The following is a 24,036-nucleotide window of genomic DNA, read 5'->3' on the forward strand; positions in this document are numbered from 1 at the left end:
ATACGCGGCGATTTCAGTGCCCTACCTGTTCCTCCACGCCATCACTGAACTGCAACGCCGCCAACCGCGCGTACAGCGGGTTGCTGGCGATCAACTGCTGATGCGTGCCCACCGCCACCAGCTTGCCCTGGTCCATCACCGCAATGCGGTCGGCGTTCTTCACCGTTGCCAGGCGATGGGCGATGACCAGCGTGGTGCGGCCGTGCATCAACTGCGGCAGCGCCTGTTGGATCAGGTGTTCACTCTGGGCATCGAGGGCGCTGGTGGCCTCGTCCAGCAGTAGGATCGGTGCGTCCACCAGGAGCGCACGAGCGATGGCCAGGCGCTGTCGTTGGCCACCGGAGAGGCCCATGCCAGCGTCGCCGAGATGGGTCTGGTAGCCGTTGGGCATTTGCAGGATGAAGTCGTGAGCATGGGCGATGCGGGCGGCGGCTTCGACCTGTTCGTGGGTGGCGCTCGGGTTGCCGTAGCGAATGTTCTCTTCGACACTGCCGAAGAACAGCGCCGGGCTCTGGGACACCAGGGCGAAATGCCGGCGCAGATCGAGGGGATCGAGTTCGGTCAGCGGGTGTCCTTCAAGCAGGATGCGGCCTTGCTGGGGGTCGTAGAAGCGCAGCAACAGGTCGAAAATCGTCGACTTGCCCGCCCCGGACGGCCCCACCAACGCCAGGGTTTCGCCAGGGTTGATGGTCAGGCTCAAACCGTCGATGGCGTAACTGTCTGGCCGTGAGGGGTAGGAAAAGCGCAAGTCTTGCAGCTCCATGCGGCCGCTGACGCGCTCGGGCAACGTCACGGCGCCCGTGGTCGGTGCATGGATTTCGTTGCTCGACTGCAACAATTCGCCGATCCGTTCCGCCGCGCCGGCAGCGCGTTGCAGTTCGCCGAGCACTTCGCTCAGGGTGCCGACGGCGCTGCCGACGATCAGGCTGTAGAACACGAACGCGGCCAGTTCGCCGCCGGAGATGCGCCCACTGATCACGTCCATGCCGCCGACCCACAGCATCACTGCCACAGCGCCGAGCACCAGCATGATCACCAAGGTAATCAGCCAGGCGCGCTGGGCGATACGTTTGCGTGCGGTGCTAAACGCTTCCTCCACGGTCACGGCGAAGCGTTGTTCGTCCTGCACCTGATGGTTGTAGGCCTGCACGGTCTTGATCTGGCCGAGGGTCTCGGACACGTAGCTGCCGACATCGGCGATACGGTCCTGGCTCAGTCGCGACAGGCTGCGTACACGCCGGCCGAAGATCAGGATCGGCGCCAGCACCAGCGGCAGCGCGATCACCACGATGCTGGTGAGCTTGGGGTTGGTGATGAACAGCAGCACGATACCGCCAATGACCATCAGCGCATTGCGCAGGAATAGCGACAGCGACGAGCCGATCACCGATTGCAACAAGGTGGTGTCGGTGGTCAACCGTGACTGGATTTCCGAGCTGCGATTATTTTCATAGAAGCCGGGATGCAGGTAGATCAGGTGATTGAACACCTGCCGACGGATATCGGCCACCACCCGCTCGCCGATCCACGACACCAGGTAAAAGCGCGCAAACGTGCCCACCGCCAGGCCCAGCACCAGCACCATGAACAGGCCGATGGACTGGTTGAGCAGATGGGGTGACTGGGTCATGAAGCCCTGGTCCACCAGCAGGCGAATGCCCTGCCCCATGGACAAGGTGATGCCGGCGGTAACGATCAGCGCCAACAGGGCGCCCAGCGCCTGCCAGCGGTAGGGCGCGATAAAGCGGCTGGCCAGGCGAATGGCGCGGCGTTGTCGGACTGAGAACATGGAGGGCATCACCAGAAAGAAGAGAGAGGTACCGGTCTTCTTACATTGGGGGAACTTGGGCAAATAACAATGAGTCAGGTTAATTATGCCCGCCGATGCCGGCCCCTAGAGGCTATCGTTCTAACGCCCGACTGGAAATTGCTGTGGGTTTCTGGTGGACTGAGGGCTCGAACCATTGATCGTGCAAGGAGTTGTAACAGCGCGGTCACGCGGGGGTTCTAGAGTAGGTACACACCCTGATGAGGAGACAGGCCATGACCTTGCAAAATAGCAGCAATGCCAAGATTGAAGTGATTCGCCAACCGCAGCCGTTGCCTTGCTCATACATCGATGCAAACGGCTGCGAAGTGCAGATTACCGAAGAGATGATCCAGCAGGCGTGCAGCGAGCTGGAACAGCGACTGGTCAAGCCTGCGCAGCAAGGCTGAAGCGCCCAAGCTCTTTCAGAACCGGCCCCGATGGCCGGTTTTTTTCTGTAGAAGCTGACTGCCAGCGATGACGCGGTTCACCAGAATGAACGCGGCGACTGAAGTTTTTTCACCGGCCAGCCGGCGCCTACAGTAATTCGGCGCCCAGGGCTGAGACGAGTGCCGATATCGCCGCGGACTCTCCATTGACGCGCACTTTCAAGCCATCGATCTCACGGCGCTCCGGGTAATGCTTGCGCAGCAGGTCGAACGCCTTGCGTTGCTCTTGCACGGTTCCCACGAGGCTGCGGCGGAAATCCGCATCATCCCGGCGCGGGTCGTATACGCTGCGGCATAACGTCGCCAGCGCCCAGGCGGGGTCGGTCGAGGCATTCAAGTGCACTTCGGCGAGCCACGGCGGCGGCAGCAAGTCGCTCAGTCGAATGCTCGGCTCCTGCCCCAGATATGCACAGAACGCCTGGTAGATCTGCGCCGTGCCGCGCTGTTTGCCGTCCAGGCTGTAACCGGCGATATGCGGCGTGGCCAGCACGCACAGGTCGGCCAGGTCGACATCCACTTCCGGCTCGCCTTCCCACACGTCCAGCACGGCTTGCAGGTCTTCGCGCGCCAGCAACACGTCGCGCAGGGCCGCATTATCGACCACCGGGCCGCGACTGGCGTTGATCAGCCAGGTGCCGGGCTTGAGGCGGTTGAGGCGCTCGCGGTCGAACAGGTGCCAGGTCGAACCGTTGCCGGACTTGGTCAACGGCGTATGCAAGCTGATCACATCGCATTGCTCGATGATCTGCGCCAGGCTGACGTAATCGCCGCCTTCGGCGCTCTGCCGCGGCGGGTCGCACACCAGCACGTTCCAGCCCAGGCCCTTGAGCACCTTGACCAGCCGGCCGCCCACTTCACCGGCGCCGACCACGCCGTAGGTGCGCGCACCGAGGTCGGCGCCTTCGATTTCGGCCAGGGTCTGCAGGCTGCCCAGTACGTAGTCCACCACGCCCCGTGCATTGCAGCCGGGGGCGCTGGACCACTGGATGCCGGCCTGTTTGAAGTAGTCCAGGTCCAGGTGATCGGTGCCGATGGTGCAGGTACCGACAAAGCGCACCTTCGTCCCTGTGAGCAGCGCACGGTTGACGTTGGTGACTGAGCGCACCAGCAGCACATCGGCCTGCTCGACCGTAGCGCGGTCGATGGAACGGCCGGGCACCCGGCGAATTTCGCCAAATCCTTGGAAGAATGCATCGAGCAGCGGGATATTTTCGTCGGCAACAATCAGCATGGCAGGCTCCTTTGGCGGACCCGCAGTGTACAGGGATCGTGGTGCACGCTTACAAATCGCTAACACAGGTTTTTTCCTGACCGTTATGTCAAGGCGTAGAATCCGTCGTCCTTGCGTTTCGCTCTACTGGATATCTGTACGTGATCACTGCCACCGCCGCCCTCACCCGCCCCGCACGCGTCCGCCGTGAAGTGCGCAACCTGATGACCCTCGCCCTGCCGATCATGATCGGCCAACTGGCAACCACGGCGATGAGCTTCGTCGATGCGGTGATGGCCGGGCGTGTCAGCCCTCAGGACCTGGCGGCGGTGGGCCTGGGCAATTCGATCTGGATTCCGGTGTACCTGCTGATGACCGGCACCTTGCTGGCCACCACGCCGAAAGTCGCCCAGCGCTACGGTGCAGGCGACTACCGCGAGATCGGCCCGTTGGTGCGCCAGTCCTTGTGGCTGGCAGTGGTGGTCGGCATCGCCGGGGCATTGCTGCTGCTTTGCGCCGAACCGATCCTGCATGCCATGAACGTCGAGCCCGCCCTGATCGAACCGTCCATGGGCTACCTGCATGGCATTGCCGCCGGCATGCCGGCCGTCGCGCTGTATTACGTGCTGCGCTGTTTCAGCGATGGCCTGGGCCGCACGCGGCCGAGCATGGTGATGGGCCTGTGCGGGCTGGCGCTGAATATTCCATTGAACTACATCTTCATCTACGGCCACCTGGGCGTGCCGGCCATGGGCGGCGTGGGCTGCGGCTGGGCCACGGCCATCGCGATGTGGGTGATGATGCTCGGCCTGGTCGGCTGGACCCGCTGGGGCCCGGCGTATCAGAGCAGCGAACTGTTCAAGCGTTTCGACTGGCCGCAGTGGTCGGTGATCAAGCGCATATTGGGGATTGGCCTGCCGATCGGCATCGCGATCTTTGCCGAGTCGAGCATCTTTGCCGTGATCGCGCTGCTGCTCGGCGGTTTGGGCGCCATGGTGGTGTCCGGCCATCAGATCGCGCTGAACGTCAGTTCCCTGGTGTTCATGATCCCCTACTCCCTGAGCACAGCCGTCACCGTGCGCGTCGGCCAGGCCCTGGGCCGTGGCGAGCCGCGTGAGGCACGCTTCGCCGCCGGGGTCGGCATGGGCACGGCGCTGGCGTATGCCTGCCTGTCCTGCAGCCTGATGCTGGTGTTTCGCGAGCAGATTGCGGCGATCTACACCTCGGACCCGATCGTTATCCACCTGGCGTCGACGTTGATTGTGTTCTCCGCGCTGTTCCAGTTTTCCGATTCGATCCAAGTCACCGCCGCCGGTGCGTTGCGCGGCTATCAGGACACCCGGGTCACCATGGTGCTGACACTGTTCGCCTATTGGGGCGTGGGGTTGCCGGTGGGTTATGCCCTGGGGTTGACCGACTGGCTCGGCGAACCCAGCGGCCCGAGCGGGTTGTGGCAAGGGCTGATCGTGGGCCTGAGCTGTGCGGCGGGGATGTTGCTGGTGCGCCTGGCGCGCAGTGCACGCCGACGCATTCGCCAACGGTAGGAGCGTCAGTCGGCTTTTTTGCGGATCCAGTACAGATAAGTGCCGGCCTGCTCCTGCTGCCCCACCAGTTCGTGGTCCAGGAAAACGCAGAACTTGGGGATATCGCGGCGCGTCGACGGGTCGGTCGCGATGACCTTGAGCAAGCCGCCAGGCGGCAGGTCGCGGATGTGCTGGTGCAGCATCATTACCGGCTCCGGGCAGTTGAGGCCCGTGGCGTCAAGGGTGCCGTCGACGGCGGTGTCGGTCATATCGCTCATTGATTACTCCTGAAGCAGACGCGCAGTTTAACGGGCCTTGGTTTTCTTCACATCCACCAGCCGACGCAGGTGGCAGGTCACTTCTTCACGGTCGTGGTACAGCTGCTTGCAACCGATTTCCACCCGGATCCCACGTGCCTTGAAGCCTTCCTCGATACGCTCGAGTAAGCGCTTGACCTCGGCGTAACGCTGTTTCATCGGCAACTTCAGGTTCACCACCGCTTCACGGCAATAGCCCTCGCCGATCCAGGTTTCCAACAGCGCGGCATTGCGCGCCGGTTTCTCGACGATGTCGCACACCATCCAGTCCACCGGCTGCTTGGGCACGAAGGTGAAGCCGTCGGCCATCAGGTGTTGCACCAGGCCGGTGTCCATCAGGCTTTCGGCCATGGGGCCGTTGTCGATGGCGGTCACCAGCATGCCCCGGTTGACCAGTTGCCAGGTCCAGCCGCCGGGAGCGGCGCCCAGGTCGACGCCGGTCATGTCGCCGTGCAGGCGCTCGTCCCACTGGTCGCGGGGGATGAAGTGGTGCCAGGCCTCTTCCAGCTTCAGGGTCGAGCGGCTGGGCGCGTCGCGGGGGAATTTCAGGCGCGGGATGCCCATCGGCCACATCGCCGAGTTATTCGACTCGGCCAGGCCCATGAACACTTCACGACCGCTCTTGAAGGTCAGCAGAAGGCGTGGCTTGCTCGGGTCATCCACCAGCTTGCCGGCGTTGATCAGGGCTTTGCGCAGGTGCACTTCGAATTTCTTGCAGAAGTTCGACAGTTCCTTGCCGTCGTTGGTGTCGACCATTTCCAGCCACAGGCTGCCGCACACCGGGAAGCCTTGCAGGTGATTGAGGATCACGCTGATGCGGTCGGTTTCCGGCAGGTCGATGAACACCCCGCGCGCCCACTGCCTTGGGAAGATCAGCTCGGCAAAACGCTGGCCGTGCATCAGGCGCTGGGCGCCGTCTTCCTCGGTGCAGACAAATTCGGCGCAGGCGCTGCCGGTCTTGGCCTTGGCGTAGCCGGAAACGTTCAGGCGCGCGGCGTGTTCCGCGATCTCGGAACAGACTTCGCCTTCAAAACCCGGGCGGCAGTGCATAAAAAGGGTGTTCATCGATTCTCCTGGCGACGCAACGGACTTGCGGTATCGCAATGTCTGTCATGAAAACGCGCGCATGATAGCTGACTTCGGAACCTTGGATCTGTCCATAGAGTCCAGTAATTAGCCAGCTACTGAAAACAGCGCTAGTTTGTTAGTTCTGTTCGTCCCGTCAGGTCCGTAGCCGTGCGGACCATAAGGAGTCATGTCAATGTCATCCCTCGATAGCCTGAGAACCCTTAAAACGTTAGAAATCGACGACAAGACCTACCACTATTTCAGCCTGCCCGAAGCCGCCAAAAGCCTGGGCGACCTGGACAAGCTGCCAATGTCCCTCAAGGTGCTGCTGGAAAACCTGCTGCGCTGGGAAGACGACAAGACCGTCACCGGCGCCGACCTCAAGGCCATCGCCGCCTGGCTCAAAGAGCGCCGCTCCGACCGCGAGATCCAGTACCGCCCCGCCCGCGTGCTGATGCAGGACTTTACCGGTGTGCCGGCGGTGGTCGACCTCGCCGCCATGCGCGCCGCCGTGGCCAAGGCTGGGGGCGATCCGCAGCGCATCAACCCGCTGTCGCCGGTGGATCTGGTCATCGACCACTCGGTGATGGTCGACAAGTTCGGCACCACCAGTGCCTTCGAGCAAAACGTCGACATCGAAATGCAGCGCAACGGCGAACGCTACGCCTTCCTGCGCTGGGGCCAGAGCGCCTTCGACAACTTCAGCGTAGTGCCGCCGGGCACCGGCATCTGTCACCAGGTCAACCTCGAATACCTGGGCCGCACGGTCTGGACCAAAGACGAAGATGGCCGCACCTATGCGTTCCCCGACACCCTGGTGGGCACCGACTCCCATACCACCATGATCAACGGCCTGGGCGTGCTCGGCTGGGGCGTGGGCGGGATCGAGGCGGAAGCAGCGATGCTCGGCCAGCCGGTGTCGATGCTGATTCCAGAAGTGATCGGCTTCAAGCTGACTGGCAAATTGAAAGAAGGCATTACCGCCACCGACCTGGTGCTGACCGTCACCCAAATGCTGCGCAAGAAAGGCGTGGTCGGCAAATTCGTCGAGTTCTACGGCGACGGCCTGGCCGACCTGCCCCTGGCGGACCGCGCCACCATTGCCAACATGGCCCCGGAATACGGCGCCACCTGCGGCTTTTTCCCGGTGGATGAGGTGACGCTGGACTACCTGCGCCTGTCAGGCCGGCCCGCCGCGACCGTGAAACTGGTCGAGGCCTACACCAAGGCCCAGGGCCTGTGGCGCAATGCCGGTCAGGAGCCGGTGTTCACCGACAGCCTGGCCCTGGACATGGGCAGCGTCGAAGCCAGCCTCGCCGGCCCCAAACGTCCCCAGGACCGTGTATCGCTGCCGAACGTCAGCCAGGCCTTCAGTGACTTCCTCGACCTGCAATTCAAACCGACCAACAAGGAAGAAGGCCGCCTGGAAAGTGAAGGCGGCGGCGGTGTGGCCGTGGGCAATGCCGATCTGGTGGGCGAAACCGACTACGAGTACGACGGCCAGACCTATCGCCTGAAAAACGGCGCCGTGGTGATCGCCGCGATCACCTCCTGCACCAACACCTCCAACCCCAGCGTGATGATGGCCGCCGGGCTGGTGGCGAAAAAAGCCGTGGAAAAAGGCCTGACCCGCAAACCCTGGGTCAAGACCTCCCTGGCGCCCGGCTCCAAAGTGGTCACCGACTACTACAAAGCCGCCGGCCTGACTCAGTACCTGGACAAACTCGGCTTCGACCTGGTGGGCTATGGCTGCACCACCTGCATCGGCAACTCCGGCCCGTTGCCCGAACCGATCGAGAAAGCCATCCAGAAGGCCGACCTTGCGGTGGCCTCGGTGCTGTCCGGCAACCGTAACTTCGAAGGCCGCGTGCATCCACTGGTGAAAACCAACTGGCTGGCCTCGCCGCCGCTGGTGGTGGCGTATGCATTGGCCGGCACGGTGCGCATCGACATCAGCCGCGAACCGCTGGGCAACGATCAACACGGTAATCCGGTCTACCTCAAGGACATCTGGCCGAGCAGCCAAGAGATTGCCGACGCGGTCGCCCAGGTCAGCACCGGCATGTTCCACAAGGAATACGCCGAGGTGTTTGCCGGCGATGCACAGTGGCAAGCCATCGAAGTGCCGCAAGCCGCAACCTACGTGTGGCAGAAGGATTCCACCTACATCCAGCACCCGCCGTTCTTCGACGACATCGCCGGCCCGTTGCCGGTGATCCAGGACATCGATGGCGCCAACGTCCTGGCCCTGCTGGGCGACTCGGTGACCACCGACCATATCTCCCCCGCCGGCAACATCAAGGCCGACAGCCCCGCCGGTCGCTACCTGCGCGAACAAGGCGTGGAACCGCGCGACTTCAACTCTTATGGCTCGCGTAGGGGCAACCATGAAGTGATGATGCGCGGCACTTTCGCCAACATCCGTATCCGCAACGAAATGCTCGGTGGCGAAGAAGGCGGCAATACGCTGTATATCCCCACCGGCGAGAAAATGCCGATCTACGACGCCGCGATGCAATACCAGGCCTCGGGCACACCGCTGGTGGTGATCGCCGGCCAGGAATACGGCACCGGGTCGAGCCGCGACTGGGCTGCAAAAGGCACCAACCTGCTGGGCGTCAAGGCAGTGATCGCCGAAAGCTTCGAGCGGATTCACCGCTCCAACCTGGTGGGCATGGGCGTACTGCCGTTGCAGTTCAAGCTGGATCAGAACCGCAAGGCGCTCAAGCTCACCGGCAAGGAGAAGATCGACATCCTCGGTCTGACCGCTGTGGAGATCGTGCCGCGCATGAACCTGACCCTGGTGATCACCCGCGAGGATGGCAGCCGCGAGAAGGTCGAGGTGCTGTGCCGGATCGATACCCTCAATGAAGTCGAATACTTCAAGTCCGGGGGCATCCTGCACTATGTGCTGCGCCAGTTGATCGCCTCTTAGGCGACGCTGTAAATCAAATGTGGGAGGGGGCTTGCTCCCGATGGCGGTGGATCAGGTACAAACATTCAACCTGACCCATCGCCATCGGGAGCAAGCCCCCTCCCACATTTTTGACCGAAGATCAGCCGAAGAGCCACTTCCACAACAGCACCAGCACCACCACTGCCAGCACCGGCCGTGCAACGCGGTAGGCCTTGGGATGCTTGCGCTTCCACTGTTTGACCACACTGCTGATCTTGTCGCTGAACGACTTGCTCCAGGCGTAGGCCTGGTTGATGCCGCCGACGCGTTCGTCATCCAGGTTCTGCGGCGCGGTGGCGCGACCCAGTTGCGCGCTGACCCAACGGTTGATGCGGGTCATCAGCGGACTGCTCAGCGGACGCTCGATGTCGCAGAACAGGATCACCCGGGTCGTGTCTGTCTCGTTCTTCACCCAGTGCACGTAGGTTTCGTCGAACATCACGTCTTCACCGTCGTGCCAGGCGTATTCCTGGCCATCGACGAAGATGCGGCAGGCGTCGGAGTTCGGCGTGGACAGGCCCAAGTGATAACGCAGGGAGCCGGCAAACGGGTCACGGTGCGGGTTGAGGTGGCTGCCGCCCGGCAACAGCGCGAACATCGCGCCCTTGACGTTGGGAATGCTGCTCACCAGCTCTACGGTCCTGGGGCACAGCGCCGCGGCCGACGGCAGCGGTTTGTCGTACCACTTGAGGTAGAAACGCTTCCAGCCCTTCTTGAAGAACGAACCGAAGCCGGCGTCGTTGTTCTTCTCGGCGGCGCGGATGTAACCCTCGTCGAACAGGTGCATGGCCTCTTCGCGGATCACTTCCCAGTTGTCCTTGAGCACATCCAGTTCCGGGAACTTGCTGCGGTCCAGGTACGGCTTGGAAGGCACGGCGGAAAACAGGTACATCAAGGCGTTATACGGGGCGAACAACGCCGAATGGTTGACGAACTGGCGCAACATCGGCAAACGGGCCTTGCCGCGCAGATGCACGTACAGCGTGCTGCCGATAAACACCAGCAACACCGACAGCTTGGCGGCCAAAGAAAAGGTCATGCAGCAACTCCTGGAAATAAGCGCCCGGCCAACAGACTCCCTGCAACGGGAGACCGGACGTAGCAGCCGGGCATGATAAACAGTTGGGCCATTATGCAGAAGGCCCCGGCTGACCGGCTGACACAAATCAACCCCTGTGGCGCTCAGGCCTGGTTTTCCTGATCGGTAAACAGATCGCTGAACAGCATGCTAGACAGGTAGCGTTCACCGGAGTCCGGTAGGATCACGACGATGGTCTTGCCCTGCATTTCCGGCTTCTCGGCCAGGCGTACGGCGACTGCCATCGCTGCCCCGCAGGAAATCCCGCACAAAATCCCCTCTTCCTGCATCAAGCGCCGGGCCATGGCCTTGGATTCCTCGTCGGTCACCAGTTCCACGCGGTCGACCATCGACAGGTCGAGGTTCTTCGGCACGAAACCGGCACCGATGCCCTGGATCTTGTGCGGGCTGGGCTTGATCTCTTCACCGGCCAGGGCCTGGGTAATCACCGGCGACGCCATTGGCTCGACGGCCACCGACAGAATCGGTTTGCCCGCGGTGTTCTTGATATAGCGCGACACCCCGGTAATGGTGCCGCCGGTGCCGACGCCCGCCACCAGCACGTCCACGGCGCCATCGGTGTCGTTCCAGATTTCCGGACCGGTGGTTTTTTCGTGGATCGCCGGGTTGGCCGGGTTTTCGAACTGCGCGGGCATGAAATAGCTGGCCGGGTCGCTGGCGAGGATTTCAGCGGCCTTGTCGATTGCGCCTTTCATGCCTTTGGCCGGTTCGGTCAGCACCAGCTCGGCACCGAGGGCCTTGAGCACCTTGCGCCGTTCGATACTCATGGACGCCGGCATCGTCAGCAGCAGTTTGTAGCCACGGGCAGCGGCGACAAACGCCAGGCCGATACCGGTATTGCCCGACGTCGGTTCGACAATGGTCATGCCAGGCTTTAGTTTGCCGGTGCTTTCCGCGTCCCAGATCATGTTTGCGCCGATGCGGCACTTCACCGAATAGCCGGGGTTACGCCCCTCGATCTTGGCCAGAATGGTCACGCCACGCGGGGCAACGCGGTTGATCTGAACCAGTGGCGTGTTTCCGATGGAGTGCGCGTTGTCTGCAAAGATGCGGCTCATGGCGGGTCCTATTGGTCAATTTTCAGGAAGGCCCCAAGGGTATGCCTCGTGTTGCAACGCGTCCAGTCAGAGGAACGTTGCATGCCTCAGCGCAGTCCACCGCCTACCTGCATGGAGAACTGCCCGATGAAACGTCGCTACAGCTGGCCGCTATGGACCGTCGCCGGACTGGTGGTGGTGCTGGTCGCCCTCGACCTCGCCCTGCCCTACCTGGTGCGCAACTACCTGAATGACAAGCTCGCCGACATGGGCGACTACCGTGGCCAGGTCACCGACGTGGACCTGGCCCTGTGGCGCGGCGCCTACCGGATCAATGGCCTGCAGATCGTCAAGGTCGATGGCAAGGTGCCCGTACCGTTCGTCAAGGCGCCGCTGATAGACCTGGCGGTGAGCTGGCATTCATTGTGGTACGACCATGGGGTGGTAGCCCGGGTGCGCTTTATCAACCCCGAGGTCAACTTCGTCGACGGCGGCGCCGACCAGCAGGCGTCCCAGACCGGTAAGGGCACCGACTGGCGCGCGCAACTGGGAAAACTTTTGCCGATCACCCTGGATGAAGTGCGCATCGAAGACGGCAAGGTCGCCTTTCATAACTTCAGCTCCAAACCGCCGGTGAACATCACGGCCACCTCGGTCAACGCCAGCTTCTATAACCTGACCAACGTGGAGGACGTCAAAGGCAAGCGCGACGCCCGCTTCGACGGCAAAGCCCTGCTGCAAGGCCAGGCACCGCTGGAAGCCAGCGCCACCTTTGACCCGTTGAGCGATTTCGAAAACTTCGAGTTCCGCTTCCGCGCCAAGGATTTGCAACTCAAGCGCATGAATGACTTCGCGTCGGCCTACGGCAAATTCGATTTCAAGGCCGGCACCGGCGATGTGGTGATCGAAGCCCGGGCGGAAAACGGCCAATTGCACGGCTACATCAAGCCACTGCTGCGGGATGTGGAAGTCTTCGACTGGCAGCAGGACGTGGAAAACAAGGACAAGAACATCTTTCGCTCGATCTGGGAGGCCGTGGTCGGTGCCAGCGAGACCGTGCTGAAAAACCAGTCCAAGAACCAGTTCGCCACCCGCGTCGAACTCAGCGGCAGCGTGCATCAGCAAAATGTCAGCGCGTTCTCCGCCTTTTTGGCGATTTTGCGCAACGGTTTCATCCAGGCCTTCAACGCCCGCTACGAACAACCCAAGCCCAGCGCCGGCTGATCCCACCCAGCAACAATGTAGGAGCGAGCTTGCTCGCGAAAGACGTCAACGATAACGCGCACATCCAGACTCTACGCGGCGTCCTCACGTTTTTCGCGAGCAAGCTCGCTCCTACGCTGACTGGCCATTCAGAGACTGAATAGCCCGTCTGCGTTCACAGTCGCCGGGGCTGCGCGGTATAGTCCCGGCATTGATGAATTCGAGGAATGACCGATGAAGTTCGAAGGCACCCAGGCCTACGTTGCCACCGATGACCTGAAACTGGCCGTCAACGCCGCCATCACGTTGGAGCGTCCGCTGCTGGTCAAGGGTGAACCCGGCACCGGCAAGACCATGCTCGCCGAGCAACTGGCCGAATCCTTTGGCGCCAAGCTGATCACCTGGCACATCAAGTCCACCACCAAGGCGCATCAGGGCCTGTATGAGTACGACGCGGTCAGCCGCCTGCGTGACTCGCAACTGGGCGTCGACAAAGTGCACGACGTGCGCAACTACCTGAAGAAAGGCAAGCTCTGGGAAGCATTCGAGTCCGAGGAGCGGGTGATCCTGCTGATCGATGAAATCGACAAGGCCGACATCGAGTTCCCCAACGACTTGCTGCAAGAACTCGACAAGATGGAGTTCTACGTCTACGAAATCGACGAGACCATCAAGGCCAAGAAACGCCCGATCATCATCATCACCTCCAACAACGAAAAAGAGCTGCCGGACGCGTTCCTGCGCCGCTGCTTCTTCCACTACATAGCCTTCCCCGACCGCACCACCCTGCAAAAAATCGTCGACGTGCACTACCCCGACATCAAGAAAGACCTGGTCAGCGAAGCGCTGGACGTGTTTTTCGACGTGCGCAAAGTGCCGGGCCTGAAGAAAAAACCTTCCACCTCCGAACTGGTGGACTGGCTCAAGCTGCTGATGGCCGACAACATCGGCGAAGCGGTGCTGCGCGAACGCGATCCCACCAAGGCCATCCCGCCCCTGGCCGGTGCCTTGGTCAAGAACGAGCAAGACGTGCAGCTACTGGAACGTCTGGCATTCATGAGCCGTCGCGGTAATCGATAATGTTGCTCAACCTGTTCAATGAAATGCGCGCCGCCAAGGTGCCGGTGTCGGTGCGCGAGCTGCTTGACCTGATCAACGCCCTGAAACAGCGCGTGACCTTCGCCGACATGGACGAGTTCTACTACTTGGCCCGGGCGATCCTGGTCAAGGACGAGCGGCATTTCGACAAGTTCGACCGTGCCTTCAGCGCCTATTTCAACGGCCTGGAAAAGCTCGACGACCACTTGCAGGCGCTGATCCCCGAAGACTGGCTGCGCAAGGAGTTCGAGCGTTCGCTGACGGATGAAGAGCGCGCGCAGATCCAGTCCCTCGGCGGCCTCGACAAACTCATCGAGGAGTTCAAGAAACGCCTGGAAGAACAAAAGGAACGCCACGCCGGCGGCAATAAGTGGATCGGCACCGGCGGCACCAGCCCGTTCGGTTCCGGCGGCTACAACCCGGAAGGCATTCGCGTCGGCGATGCCGGCAAGCGCCAGGGCAAGGCGGTCAAGGTCTGGGACCAGCGCGAGTACAAGAACCTCGACGACCAGGTGGAGCTGGGCACGCGCAACATCAAGGTGGCCCTGCGTCGCCTGCGCAAGTTCGCGCGCCAGGGCGCGGCCGAAGAGCTGGACATTGACGGCACCATCGACCACACCGCCCGCGATGCCGGGCTGCTGAACATCCAGATGCGCCCGGAGCGGCGCAACACCATCAAGCTGCTGTTGCTGTTCGACATCGGCGGCTCGATGGACGCCCATGTGAAGATCTGCGAAGAACTGTTCTCGGCGTGCAAGACCGAGTTCAAGCACCTGGAGTACTTCTACTTCCACAACTTCGTGTACGAGTCGGTGTGGAAGAACAACCAGCGCCGCACGTCGGAGCGCACCGCCACCCAGGACCTGCTGCACAAGTACGGAGCCGACTACAAAGTGATCTTTATCGGTGATGCGTCGATGGCGCCGTATGAGATCACCCAGGCCGGCGGCAGCGTCGAGCACTGGAACGAGGAGCCGGGGTATGTGTGGATGCAGCGCTTCATGGCCAAGTACAAGAAGCTGATCTGGATAAACCCGTATCCCAAGGACACCTGGGGCTATACCGCCTCGACCGGGATCGTGCGGGAGTTGGTCGAGGACCAGATGTATCCGCTGACCTTGCGCGGGCTGGAAGAAGGCATGCGCTTTCTCTCCAAATAACCCGCCCTCTCCTACTCAACACAACCTCCACATGTGGGAGCAAGCCCCCTCCCACAGTTCTGGTCCACAGTGTTCTTTAGCCTGTGGTAAACCGCTGCAAAAACGCCACATGCTGGCGATGCGCCGTTTCCTGCACCATCGGCGCCAGGCGCACCGTTTCCCCCGGCAAACACTGCGCCAGCCGCGCCAGCGCCAAGGGCGTGAGCGCACCCAGACGCGGGTAGCCGCCAATGGTCTGCCGGTCATTGAGCAACACAATCGGCTGCCCATCCGGCGGCACCTGGATCGCCCCCAGGGGGATGCCTTCGGAAATCAGCGATGGCCCCTGGTACTCGAGCGGCGTGCCCAGCAAACGCATGCCCATGCGGTCGGCGCGGCTGTCGAGGGTCCATTCGGTGTTGAAGGCATCGAACAGGCTCTGGCCGCTGAACCGGCCGATCTGCGCACCGACGATCACATCCAGTGGCGCTTTGGCCGGTAGCGCGGTGGTGCTCAACACCTTCATCGCCCCGCCGGTACCGGAATAGCCCAACCACCCGCCTTCAGCCAAGGGCTTGCCGAAGCCATCCAGCCCGCCCAGTTCCTCACGCACCACCGTCGCACAACTGCCCAGCACGTCTGGCGCATCGAATCCGCCCGGCGCCGCCAGGTAAGCGCGCGCGCCGCTGAACGGTTGGGTAAAGCGCAAACGCTGGCCCTTTTGCAGGATAAAACCGCGACCGGGGCGGATGGCGCGCTCATCGATATACGCGCCCAGGTCCGCGCCCGCCAACGCCAGCAGGCAATACTCCTCGGCGCGCAGGGTAAACCCGCCCAGGGTGATTTCCACCACCGGCGCGTCCAGCGCATTACCCAGCAGCCAGTTGGCCCAGGACATCGACACCCAATCCAACGCCCCGCCCTGGGTCACGCCCAGGTGGCGCACGCCAAAGCGGCCGGCGTCCTGCAACAGGCACAGCGGGGTGCTGGCCTCGATCGTCAAACGGCTCATGCCTGCGCCTCCAACGGCGTGTCATCGCCTCCCAGGCGGATGAATTCGGCGTGACCCACGGGGTCGAAGCGCACCGTATCGCCCGGTTGCATCAGGCTGTAACCGTCGCGGTCGCGGTCGAACAGTTTGGCCGGGGTGCGGCCGATCAGGTTCCAGCCACCCGGCGACACCGTCGGGTACGCCGCGGTTTGCCGTTCGGCAATGCCGACGCTGCCGGCGGCCACGCGTTTGCGCGGGGTGTTGAGGCGCGGCGTGGCGAGGCGTTCATCCACCAGCCCCATAAAGGCAAAACCGGGAGCGAAACCGAGGGCGAACACCTGGTATTCGTGGGCGCTGTGGCGGCGGATCACCTCGTCGACGGACAAGCCGCTGCGCTGGCTGAGCACGGCCAATTCAGGGCCGACGCTCAGGTCGTACCACACCGGCAGCACATGGCACTGGCCGCTGCCCTGGGCCTGGGGTTGCAGATCGGTCAGGGCCTGGCCGATCAATTCCCGCGCTTGCGCCGGGTTCAACACGGTGAGGTCGTAATGCACCATCAGCGTGGTATAGGACGGCACCAGGTCCACCAGCGCCGGACCGAACCCACTGCGCAGACGTTGGGTGGCGGCCAGCATCCACGGCATATTGGCTTCGGCGATCACCTCGAACAGACGCACCATCAGGCAGTCGATGGCTACCACTTCGATGCGTGGTTTCATGCGGGCTTCAAGGCCTCGCGGATGCGTTGCACCGCCGCCACCGAGCTGGCGTTGTCGCCGTGCACGCACAGGGTTTTAGCCTGCAAGACCAGCGGGCTGCCATCGCTGGCGGTCAGGGGTTCGCCACGGTAAATCGTCAGCGCTTGCTGGATGATGGTCTCGGCATCGTGATGTACGGCGCCGGGCAACTGGCGCGACATCAGGTGCCCCTTGTTGTCGTAGCCACGGTCGGCGAAGGCCTCGAACCACAGGATCACGCCATACTCATCGCCCAGGGCCTTGGCCGCGCTGTTGTCACGGGTGGCCATCAGCATCAACGGCAGGTCGCCATACGCCGCGACGGCCTGGATCACGGCGCGCAGTTGCGCGGGGTTGGCCATCATGTCGTTGTACATCGCACCGTGGGGCTTGACGTAACTGACCCGCCCGCCTTGCGCACGGCAGATCCCGTCGAGGGCACCGATCTGGTAGTGCAACAGGTCCTGGATTTCCTCGGGCGTGTAGGCCATGGAGCGGCGACCGAAGCCTTGCAGGTCCTGGTACGCCGGGTGCGCGCCCACTTGCACACCGTGCTTGAGCGCCAGGCCGACGGTCTTGCGCATGGTGCTCGGGTCGCCGGCATGGAAACCGCAGGCCACATTGGCGCAATCGATGAACGGCATGACCTCGGCGTCCAGACCCATGGTCCAGTTGCCAAAGCCCTCGCCAATGTCACAGTTCAGTAGCAGGCGGCTCACGGTGGTTGCTCCTGTAGGCTCTGTTTTTTTGTAGTGTGGGATTTTTTACGCAGCACGCGCAACTTGTCCTGACACTTGGGGCCGGAGAACGAAGCATTGGCGCAAGCCCGCGCCTACAGGGGAGCGATGGGTCTTCAGAGGCCCTTGAGGTCACGCTCTTCGATCGGCCGGCTCTGGCGCAGGCGCTTGCCGCCGAGCACCACCCAGTCGATCAGCCGGAACAGGCACTCCAGGCCGAACGACAGCAGCATCGCCCCGCCCAGGCCCCAGCCCATGGCTTCGGGGGTCAGCAGGATCTGGTAGCTATAGCCGTTCCAGGTCTCCAGGCGGATATCCGGGTCGGCTGCCACCGCCACTTGCAGGGCGCGGATGTACCAGGGGCCTTGCATCGCCTGGAATTGCTTGTCCAGCGCCAGTTGGCGATCGAGCATCGCCCCCAGGCTCTTGGCATCGCTCTGGAACACCGGGTCGTCGCTGGCGCGGTAGTGGGCCACCAAGGCCTGCAAGTCGCCGTTGAAAAACTGCTGGGCAGTGGATTCGAACCCGCGCAGGCCGGTCTGGGCCTCGATCAGGTGAGCTTCGACGCGCTTGGCGTAATCGTTGATGAACCCCGGTACTTGCACACCGACCAACAGGCCAATGGCAAACAGCACCAACCGCAGATAACTGAGCAACATGGTCGATATCCTTACTCGGTAACGCCCTGGCTGACGCATTCTCCGCGTCGCCACAGGCTCCATTGGCCCGGTTCGTAGCGGGTCCAGTTTTCGTTGTCGGTCAACGGTTCGGTGGCAATCACCGTCACCACATCGTTGGGGGTGGTTTCGGCCTGGAAATCGACGATCACGTCGACATCTTTCAGCCGCGCCGGGCCAAACGGTGCGCGACGGGTGATCTGCGCCAATTTGGTCGAGCAGTAGCAGAACAGCCAGTCACCATCGCTGAGCAGGCAGTTGAACACACCTTTGCTGCGGTATTCGGCGCAAGCGGCGATCAGGTCCGGCAGCATCCGTTCGATCTCCACCGGCTCGGGGAAGGCTTCGCGCACACGGTTGAGCAGGTCGCAGAACGCCGCCTCGCTGTCGGTATCGCCGACCGGGCGGTAGAAGGTGGCGCGGGGAGCGAAGTCGGCCAACTGGCCATTGTGGGCGAAACACCAGTTGCGCCCCCACAGTTCACGCACGAACGGGTGGGTATTGGACAGGCACACCTTGCCGACGTTGGCCTGGCGGATATGACCGATCACCACTTCACTTTTGATGGGATAACGCTGCACCAGCAGCGCGACTTCCGATTCGCTGCTGGCGGCCGGGTCCTGGAACAGACGCAGGCCACGGCCTTCGTAGAAGGCGATGCCCCAACCGTCGCGGTGGGGGCCGGTACGCCCACCGCGCTGCATCAGCCCGGTAAAGCTGAACACGATATCGGTGGGGACGTTGGCACTCATGCCCAATAATTCACACATGCCAGGGCTCTCGATGCAGGGCAGTCAACGTTAAAGGCGCGGTTCGACCCGCATACCGCTGACCGGTGCCGGACGACGAAACGGCTCGTCGTCATCTTCCGGCTCGGCGGCCAAGGCCGCATCGGCCGCGGCCTTACGCTCGCGGCGGGCGTTGGCGGCGCGCTCGATGGGCCAGCGGATCAGCACAAACACCAGGTACACGCCAAACGCGATCATGGTGTACATGAACAAATCGGAAATCGCCCGCCAGGCGTTATTGCCGACCTTGAGCACCAGGTCCAGCGCCGTGATGGCCACGGCCGGCGCGAACTGGGTCTTGACCGGGTCGACAATGGTCGGGCTCAACAGCAGCACCGCCATCAACAATTGCAGCGGCTCGCGCAGCCAGCGCCAGATCCAGCGGGTCATGCGCCACCACACCAACAGGCAGCCCAAAGCGGCGAAGGCGTAAAGGCCCCAAGCGGTCAGATAGTCGTTCTCGGTCATGGTGTCCATGGCAAGGTAGGCAAACAGGCCGCTATGATAACGGCTTTTACGTGTCGCGGCTGCAATGCCTGCCACCATCCGCCAGACAGAGAGTGATCCATGCCGCCATCGACCCCCATCACTGCCGCTCCGATCGCCCGCCAGGCCCCAGGCCCAGACCCTTATGCCTGGCTGCAAGAGCGTGACAGCGCCGAAGTGCTCGATTACCTCAAGGCCGAAAACGCCTGGCAGGAAGCCCAGCTCGCCGACCAGGCCGCACTGCGCGAAACCCTGTTCGAGGAGATCAAAGGCCGCATCCTCGAGACTGACCTGTCGCTGCCCTACCCTTGGGGCCCCTATCTGTATTACACGCGCACCACCGCCGGCGACGAGTACGCCCGCCACTACCGCTGCCGCCGCCCGGCCGATGACAGCCACCAGGTGGATGAAAGCAGTGAAGAACTGTTGCTCGACCCGAACGAGCTGGCCAACGGCGGCTTCTTTTCCCTCGGCACGTTCAGCATCAGCCCCGACCACCAGCGCCTGGCCTACAGCCTGGACACCAGTGGCGAAGAGATCTACACCCTGTACGTGAAGGAATTGGCCACCGACAAGGTCAGCGAACTGGCGTTCGACAACTGCGACGGCAGCATGACCTGGGCCAATGACAGCCTGACCCTGTTCTTCGGCGAACTGGACGACACCCACCGTCCGCACAAGCTGTATCGCTATCGCCTGGACGGCACTGCCGCGCAGGAAGTGTTCCATGAGACCGACGGACGTTTCTTCCTGCATTGCTACCGTTCAAGCTCCGAGCATCAGTTGCTGCTGGCCCTGGGCAGCAAGACCACCAGCGAAATCTGGGCGCTGGACGCCAACCAGCCGCACCTGGATTTCACCTGCCTGGCGCCACGGGTCGAAGACCATGAATACGATGTCGACCACGGCAAGCTTAACGACGAGTGGACCTGGTTCATCCGCAGCAACCGCGACGGCATCAACTACGCGCTGTTCGTCGCCGCAGACACCGGCCATGTGCCGACCGAAGCCGACTGGCAGAACCTGATCCCCCACAGCGATACGGTGATGCTCGACGGCGTCAGCCTGAATGCCAGCGCCATGACCTTGAGCCTGCGCATCGGCGGCCTGCCGGTGATCGAAGTGCACCCCCAAGGCGTGCCGGCCTATCGCGTGGAATTGCCTGACGCCGCCTACAGCCTCTATGTACAGAACAGCCTGGAATTCTCCAGCGACAAGATCCGCCTGCGCTACGAAGCGCTGAACCGTCCGGCCCAGGTCCGCCAATTGGAACTGGCCAGCGGCGCACAGCAGGTGCTCAAGGAAACCCCGGTACTCGGTGTATTCAACGCCGACGACTACATCAGCCAACGCCTGTGGGCCACTTCCGTCGACGGCACCCAAGTGCCGATCAGCCTGGTGGTCAAACGCGACCAGCTCGGCAAACCGACGCCGCTGTACCTGTATGGCTACGGCGCCTATGGCCAGAGCCTCGACCCGTGGTTCTCCCACGCGCGCCTGAGCCTGCTGGACCGGGGCGTGGCCTTCGCCATTGCCCACGTGCGCGGCGGCGGCGAACTGGGCGAGGCCTGGTACCGCAACGGCAAGCAGGCACACAAGCAAAACACCTTCAGCGACTTTATCGCCTGTGCCGAACACCTGATCGCCCAGGGCCTGACCACCGCCAAGCAACTGGCCATCAGCGGCGGCAGCGCCGGCGGCCTGCTGATCGGCGCGGTGCTCAACCAGCGCCCGGAACTGTTCCAGGCGGCGATTGCCGAAGTGCCGTTCGTCGATGTGCTCAACACCATGCTCGATCCCGACCTGCCGCTGACCGTCACCGAGTACGACGAATGGGGCAACCCTGAAGAACCCGAGGTGTATGAACGCATCAAGGCCTATGCGCCGTACGAAAACGTCAGCGCCCAGGCCTACCCGGCCACGCTGGTGATCGCCGGCTACAACGACAGCCGTGTGCAGTACTGGGAAGCGGCCAAGTGGGTGGCCAAGTTGCGAGCGACCAAGACGGACGACAACCTGCTGCTGCTCAAGACCGAACTGGGTGCCGGCCACGGCGGGATGAGCGGTCGTTACCAGGGCATTCGTGACGTAGCGCTCGAATATGCCTTTGTGTTCAAGGTGCTGGGGCTAGCCCCACAATCGCTCTAACCGCCGGGGGTTTTCGGCTTGCTGTCGCTCGGCAGCAGGCCGGGCACGTTCTGGTCCTTCGGTGGCGTCGGCAACACGATGGGCACCAGGGGCGGCGAGCCGTTTGTCTTGGGCACGGCCGGTGGGCTGACTTGCGGGTAGAGCGTCGGGGTGGGCGTCCCCGGCGCACCGGGGGTGGGCGCGGGGGCGACGGGGACGGTTTGCAACTCCTGAGCCTGCGCCGCACCCAATGCGAGCGCGCCGAGCACAATGACCGTTAGAATGCTGCACTTCATCGATGGCTCCATGGCCTGACCGGAATGTCGTAAGGCTACTCCCAACCGCGCAAGAATGCCCTTCCCAATGAGATCTCCATGAAACGTTTCGTTCTGCTGGACACCACCCCGATCCCCGACAACGGCGGTGCCTTGTGCCTGTTCGAATACGGTGAAGATTTTGTCATCAAGATCCAGGGCGGTGACGGCGGCCAGTTGATGAACACGCGCATGCACGGCTCCGAAGACGCGCTGGCGGAAATTCCCTGCCGCAAAGTCGCCGGTCGTCCGGGTTCGCGGGTGTTGATCGGCGGCCTGGGCATGGGCTTCACCCTGGCCTCGGCGCTCAAGCATTTGGGCAAGACCGCCGAAGTGGTGGTGGCCGAACTGGTGCCCGGCGTCGTGGACTGGAACCGCGGGCCGCTCGGCGAAAAATCCGGCCGTCCGCTGTTGGACCCGCGCACGGTGATCCGCATGGAAGACGTGGCCAAGGTGCTGCAAGCCGAGCCCCAGGGCTTTGACGCGATCATGCTCGACGTCGACAACGGCCCCGAAGGCCTCACGCAAAAGGCCAACAGTTGGCTGTACTCCGCCGGCGGCCTGGCCGCCTGCGCCAAGGCCCTGCGGCCCAAGGGCGTGCTGGCGGTGTGGTCGGCCAGCGCCGACAAGCTGTTCAGCGACAAGCTGCGCAAGGCCGGTTTCAAGGCCGAAGAAGTGCAGGTGTTCGCCCATGGCAACAAGGGCACGCGGCACACCATCTGGATTGCAGAAAAGCTCAAGGGCTAATTGCGCCATGATTGGCTAGAATCAACCTACCCGTGACCACCCAAAGACAGGAGCCATGATGAGCTCGACCAACCCGCCCTCCCACACCGCCAAGCTCGACCGCATCCTCGCCGATGCCCAGCGCGACCGGGAAATGGGCTACCGCGACAAAGCCCTGAAAATGTACCCCCACGTGTGCGGCCGCTGCGCCCGTGAATTCGCCGGCAAGCGCCTGAGCGAACTGACCGTGCACCACCGCAACCACAACCATGACGACAACCCCCAGGACGGCTCCAACTGGGAGCTCTTGTGCCTGTACTGCCACGACAACGAACACTCGCGCTACACCGACCAGCAGTACTTCGGCGAAGGCTCCACCAGCAGCCCGACCATCGCCAAGGCCACGCACAATCCGTTTGCGGCGTTGGCGGGGCTGATGAAGAAAGACGACTGACACCGGGTCGTGAGGGGGCCTGCGGTGAAGAAGCGGCTTGTTGTGGCAGGCCGCTCCTCCACAGGCACATTGTTTCGGCCATTGCCCGTATAATCGCGGTTTTTCGCCAAGGCACCCTTCCCCGTGGGCAATAAACGCTACAGCTGCATCGGTCTGTATAACCCCAAATCCCCCGAAAACGTCGGTTCGGTCATGCGCGCCGCCGGTTGCTACGGCGTGGCCTCGGTGTTCTACACCGGCGTGCGTTACGAGCGCGCCCGGGATTTCATCACCGACACCAAGAAGGTCCATCACGACATTCCGCTGATCGGTATCGACGACCTGAAGAAAATCCTGCCCCTGGGCTGCATCCCGGTCGCCGTGGAGTTGGTCGAAGGCGCCCGCCCGCTGCCCGAATACACTCACCCCGATCGCGCGCTGTACATCTTCGGCCCTGAAGACGGCTCGCTGGATAAAGACATCCGCGACTGGTGCGAAGACGTGGTGTACATCCCGACGACCGGCTGCATGAACCTCGCCGCCACCGTCAACGTGGTGCTCTACGACCGCATGGCCAAAGGCAACAACACCCGTTCGGGCCCCAAATACTGATTGTTCGGGAACATCCCGCGCCCGCGAGCAGTCAGCTGCATACATTTGCCCTTGTTGGAGACGGATCATGAGCGACAGCAAAACCTTGCGACCTATCATCGAACACGCGCCCTTTCACCCCCAGCCCACGCAGAACGTGCATGGCTGGGAACGCATCGCCTCGGTAGCCGGCGGTGCGATGATGGTGGGCAAAGGCTTGCGCCGTGGCGGGATTTTCGGGCTGATCCAGGTGGCGATCGGCGGGGTGGCCCTGACGCGCGGTTTCACCGGGCACAGCAGGCTCAAGGACGCGCTGGAACAGGGTCGCCAGGACCTGAACAACGTGCGGACCCGGATCGAGCGCGCCGGTGCCGAGTTGAAGAACCTGAAGACGAAAGCGCAAGTGACGGCCGACGAGACCACGAAAACCACTGGATGAACCAAGTCTTCTGTCTGTTCTCGATACCAATGTGGGAGGGGGCTTGCTCCCGATAGCAGGGTGTCAGTCACTGGATTGGTG

At 62.7% G+C, this 24,036-nt stretch carries 24 protein-coding genes; 11 read left to right on the forward strand and 13 right to left on the reverse strand.

Going from position 1 to position 24,036, the window contains the following annotated elements; translation table 11 throughout:
• Positions 1–13: 13 nt before the first annotated feature.
• Positions 14–1,798, reverse strand: a complete 1,785-nt coding sequence (locus BLR63_RS14410; protein ID WP_162097528.1) for an ABC transporter ATP-binding protein/permease — start codon at positions 1,796–1,798, stop codon at positions 14–16.
• Positions 1,799–2,043: 245 nt separating this feature from the next.
• On the opposite strand from BLR63_RS14410, the gene BLR63_RS31495 reads away from it, so the two are divergent.
• Positions 2,044–2,217, forward strand: coding sequence for a PA1571 family protein (locus tag BLR63_RS31495; protein ID WP_010563740.1), 174 nt, complete (start codon positions 2,044–2,046; stop codon positions 2,215–2,217).
• A 127-nt stretch (positions 2,218–2,344) separates the two neighbouring features.
• Here the strand turns inward: BLR63_RS31495 and pdxB are convergent, their stop codons facing one another.
• Positions 2,345–3,487 carry a 4-phosphoerythronate dehydrogenase PdxB gene (gene pdxB, locus BLR63_RS14415; protein ID WP_010563739.1) on the reverse strand — a complete coding sequence of 381 codons (1,143 nt, stop codon included), beginning with the start codon at positions 3,485–3,487 and terminating at the stop codon, positions 2,345–2,347.
• 140 nt (positions 3,488–3,627) lie between these two features.
• On the opposite strand from pdxB, the gene BLR63_RS14420 reads away from it, so the two are divergent.
• Positions 3,628–5,010 (forward strand): MATE family efflux transporter, encoded by a 1,383-nt coding sequence (locus BLR63_RS14420; RefSeq protein ID WP_010563738.1) that lies wholly within the window; start codon positions 3,628–3,630, stop codon positions 5,008–5,010.
• A 5-nt stretch (positions 5,011–5,015) separates the two neighbouring features.
• Here BLR63_RS14420 and tusA read toward each other — a convergent pair whose 3' ends face one another.
• Complete coding sequence (gene tusA, locus BLR63_RS14425; RefSeq protein WP_010563737.1) at positions 5,016–5,267, reverse strand: sulfurtransferase TusA; 252 nt, start codon at positions 5,265–5,267, stop codon at positions 5,016–5,018.
• Between the two features lie 27 nt (positions 5,268–5,294).
• Positions 5,295–6,371: a 23S rRNA (cytidine(2498)-2'-O)-methyltransferase RlmM gene (rlmM, locus tag BLR63_RS14430; protein WP_010563736.1), complete on the reverse strand. Its 1,077-nt coding sequence runs from the start codon at positions 6,369–6,371 to the stop codon at positions 5,295–5,297.
• A gap of 196 nt (positions 6,372–6,567) precedes the next feature.
• Between rlmM and acnA the strand changes: the two genes are divergently transcribed.
• Entirely contained in the window at positions 6,568–9,309 is a 2,742-nt protein-coding gene (gene acnA, locus BLR63_RS14435) for an aconitate hydratase AcnA (RefSeq protein WP_010563735.1), read from the forward strand.
• Positions 9,310–9,430: 121 nt separating this feature from the next.
• Here acnA and BLR63_RS14440 read toward each other — a convergent pair whose 3' ends face one another.
• The gene (locus tag BLR63_RS14440) at positions 9,431–10,369 is read right to left on the reverse strand and encodes an aspartyl/asparaginyl beta-hydroxylase domain-containing protein (protein ID WP_010563734.1); all 939 of its coding nucleotides are present in this window, start codon (positions 10,367–10,369) and stop codon (positions 9,431–9,433) included.
• Positions 10,370–10,512: 143 nt separating this feature from the next.
• Positions 10,513–11,487, reverse strand: a complete 975-nt coding sequence (gene cysK, locus BLR63_RS14445; RefSeq protein ID WP_010563733.1) for a cysteine synthase A — start codon at positions 11,485–11,487, stop codon at positions 10,513–10,515.
• Between the two features lie 126 nt (positions 11,488–11,613).
• Between cysK and BLR63_RS14450 the strand changes: the two genes are divergently transcribed.
• The 3 genes from BLR63_RS14450 to BLR63_RS14460 all read left to right on the forward strand — a co-directional run bounded on the left by BLR63_RS14450 (position 11,614) and on the right by BLR63_RS14460 (position 14,927).
• Positions 11,614–12,690 carry a DUF748 domain-containing protein gene (locus BLR63_RS14450; RefSeq protein WP_010563732.1) on the forward strand — a complete coding sequence of 359 codons (1,077 nt, stop codon included), beginning with the start codon at positions 11,614–11,616 and terminating at the stop codon, positions 12,688–12,690.
• 213 nt (positions 12,691–12,903) lie between these two features.
• The gene (locus tag BLR63_RS14455) at positions 12,904–13,749 is read left to right on the forward strand and encodes an AAA family ATPase (protein WP_003210690.1); all 846 of its coding nucleotides are present in this window, start codon (positions 12,904–12,906) and stop codon (positions 13,747–13,749) included.
• Positions 13,749–14,927, forward strand: a complete 1,179-nt coding sequence (locus tag BLR63_RS14460) for a vWA domain-containing protein (protein ID WP_010563731.1) — start codon at positions 13,749–13,751, stop codon at positions 14,925–14,927. The genes BLR63_RS14455 and BLR63_RS14460 overlap by 1 nt, the downstream gene beginning before the upstream one ends.
• A 76-nt stretch (positions 14,928–15,003) precedes the next feature.
• Here the strand turns inward: BLR63_RS14460 and BLR63_RS14465 are convergent, their stop codons facing one another.
• The 6 genes from BLR63_RS14465 to BLR63_RS14490 form a co-directional block, all read right to left on the reverse strand.
• Positions 15,004–15,918 carry a 5-oxoprolinase subunit C family protein gene (locus tag BLR63_RS14465; RefSeq protein ID WP_010563730.1) on the reverse strand — a complete coding sequence of 305 codons (915 nt, stop codon included), beginning with the start codon at positions 15,916–15,918 and terminating at the stop codon, positions 15,004–15,006.
• Positions 15,915–16,619 (reverse strand): 5-oxoprolinase subunit PxpB, encoded by a 705-nt coding sequence (pxpB, locus tag BLR63_RS14470; protein ID WP_010563729.1) that lies wholly within the window; start codon positions 16,617–16,619, stop codon positions 15,915–15,917. The genes BLR63_RS14465 and pxpB overlap by 4 nt, the downstream gene beginning before the upstream one ends.
• Entirely contained in the window at positions 16,616–17,356 is a 741-nt protein-coding gene (locus tag BLR63_RS14475; RefSeq protein WP_010563728.1) for a 5-oxoprolinase subunit PxpA, read from the reverse strand. The genes pxpB and BLR63_RS14475 overlap by 4 nt, the downstream gene beginning before the upstream one ends.
• 134 nt (positions 17,357–17,490) lie before the next feature.
• Positions 17,491–18,033 carry a DUF2937 family protein gene (locus tag BLR63_RS14480; RefSeq protein ID WP_010563727.1) on the reverse strand — a complete coding sequence of 181 codons (543 nt, stop codon included), beginning with the start codon at positions 18,031–18,033 and terminating at the stop codon, positions 17,491–17,493.
• A gap of 11 nt (positions 18,034–18,044) precedes the next feature.
• The gene (locus BLR63_RS14485) at positions 18,045–18,821 is read right to left on the reverse strand and encodes a class II glutamine amidotransferase (protein WP_010563726.1); all 777 of its coding nucleotides are present in this window, start codon (positions 18,819–18,821) and stop codon (positions 18,045–18,047) included.
• A 30-nt stretch (positions 18,822–18,851) separates the two neighbouring features.
• A complete protein-coding gene (locus BLR63_RS14490) occupies positions 18,852–19,385 on the reverse strand; it encodes a hypothetical protein (protein ID WP_010563725.1) in 534 nt (177 codons plus the stop codon).
• Between the two features lie 21 nt (positions 19,386–19,406).
• Here BLR63_RS14490 and BLR63_RS14495 point away from each other — a divergent pair, with 21 nt between their 5' ends.
• A complete protein-coding gene (locus tag BLR63_RS14495) occupies positions 19,407–21,473 on the forward strand; it encodes a S9 family peptidase (RefSeq protein ID WP_010563724.1) in 2,067 nt (688 codons plus the stop codon).
• On the opposite strand, the gene BLR63_RS14500 is transcribed toward BLR63_RS14495, so the two are convergent.
• The gene (locus BLR63_RS14500; RefSeq protein WP_010563723.1) at positions 21,470–21,748 is read right to left on the reverse strand and encodes a hypothetical protein; all 279 of its coding nucleotides are present in this window, start codon (positions 21,746–21,748) and stop codon (positions 21,470–21,472) included. The genes BLR63_RS14495 and BLR63_RS14500 overlap by 4 nt on opposite strands.
• Before the next feature lie 78 nt (positions 21,749–21,826).
• On the opposite strand from BLR63_RS14500, the gene BLR63_RS14505 reads away from it, so the two are divergent.
• The 4 genes from BLR63_RS14505 (at position 21,827) to BLR63_RS14520 (ending at position 23,955) form a co-directional block, all read left to right on the forward strand.
• Complete coding sequence (locus BLR63_RS14505) at positions 21,827–22,513, forward strand: spermidine synthase (RefSeq protein WP_010563722.1); 687 nt, start codon at positions 21,827–21,829, stop codon at positions 22,511–22,513.
• Positions 22,514–22,571: 58 nt separating this feature from the next.
• Entirely contained in the window at positions 22,572–22,946 is a 375-nt protein-coding gene (locus BLR63_RS14510; protein WP_003210675.1) for a YajD family HNH nuclease, read from the forward strand.
• Between the two features lie 123 nt (positions 22,947–23,069).
• A complete protein-coding gene (locus BLR63_RS14515; RefSeq protein WP_010563721.1) occupies positions 23,070–23,537 on the forward strand; it encodes an RNA methyltransferase in 468 nt (155 codons plus the stop codon).
• 67 nt (positions 23,538–23,604) lie between these two features.
• Positions 23,605–23,955: a YgaP family membrane protein gene (locus BLR63_RS14520; protein ID WP_010563720.1), complete on the forward strand. Its 351-nt coding sequence runs from the start codon at positions 23,605–23,607 to the stop codon at positions 23,953–23,955.
• Positions 23,956–24,036: the final 81 nt, after the last annotated feature.

The organism is Pseudomonas extremaustralis, from assembly GCF_900102035.1.
In the GTDB taxonomy this organism is placed as follows: Bacteria; Pseudomonadota; Gammaproteobacteria; order Pseudomonadales; family Pseudomonadaceae; genus Aquipseudomonas; species Aquipseudomonas extremaustralis.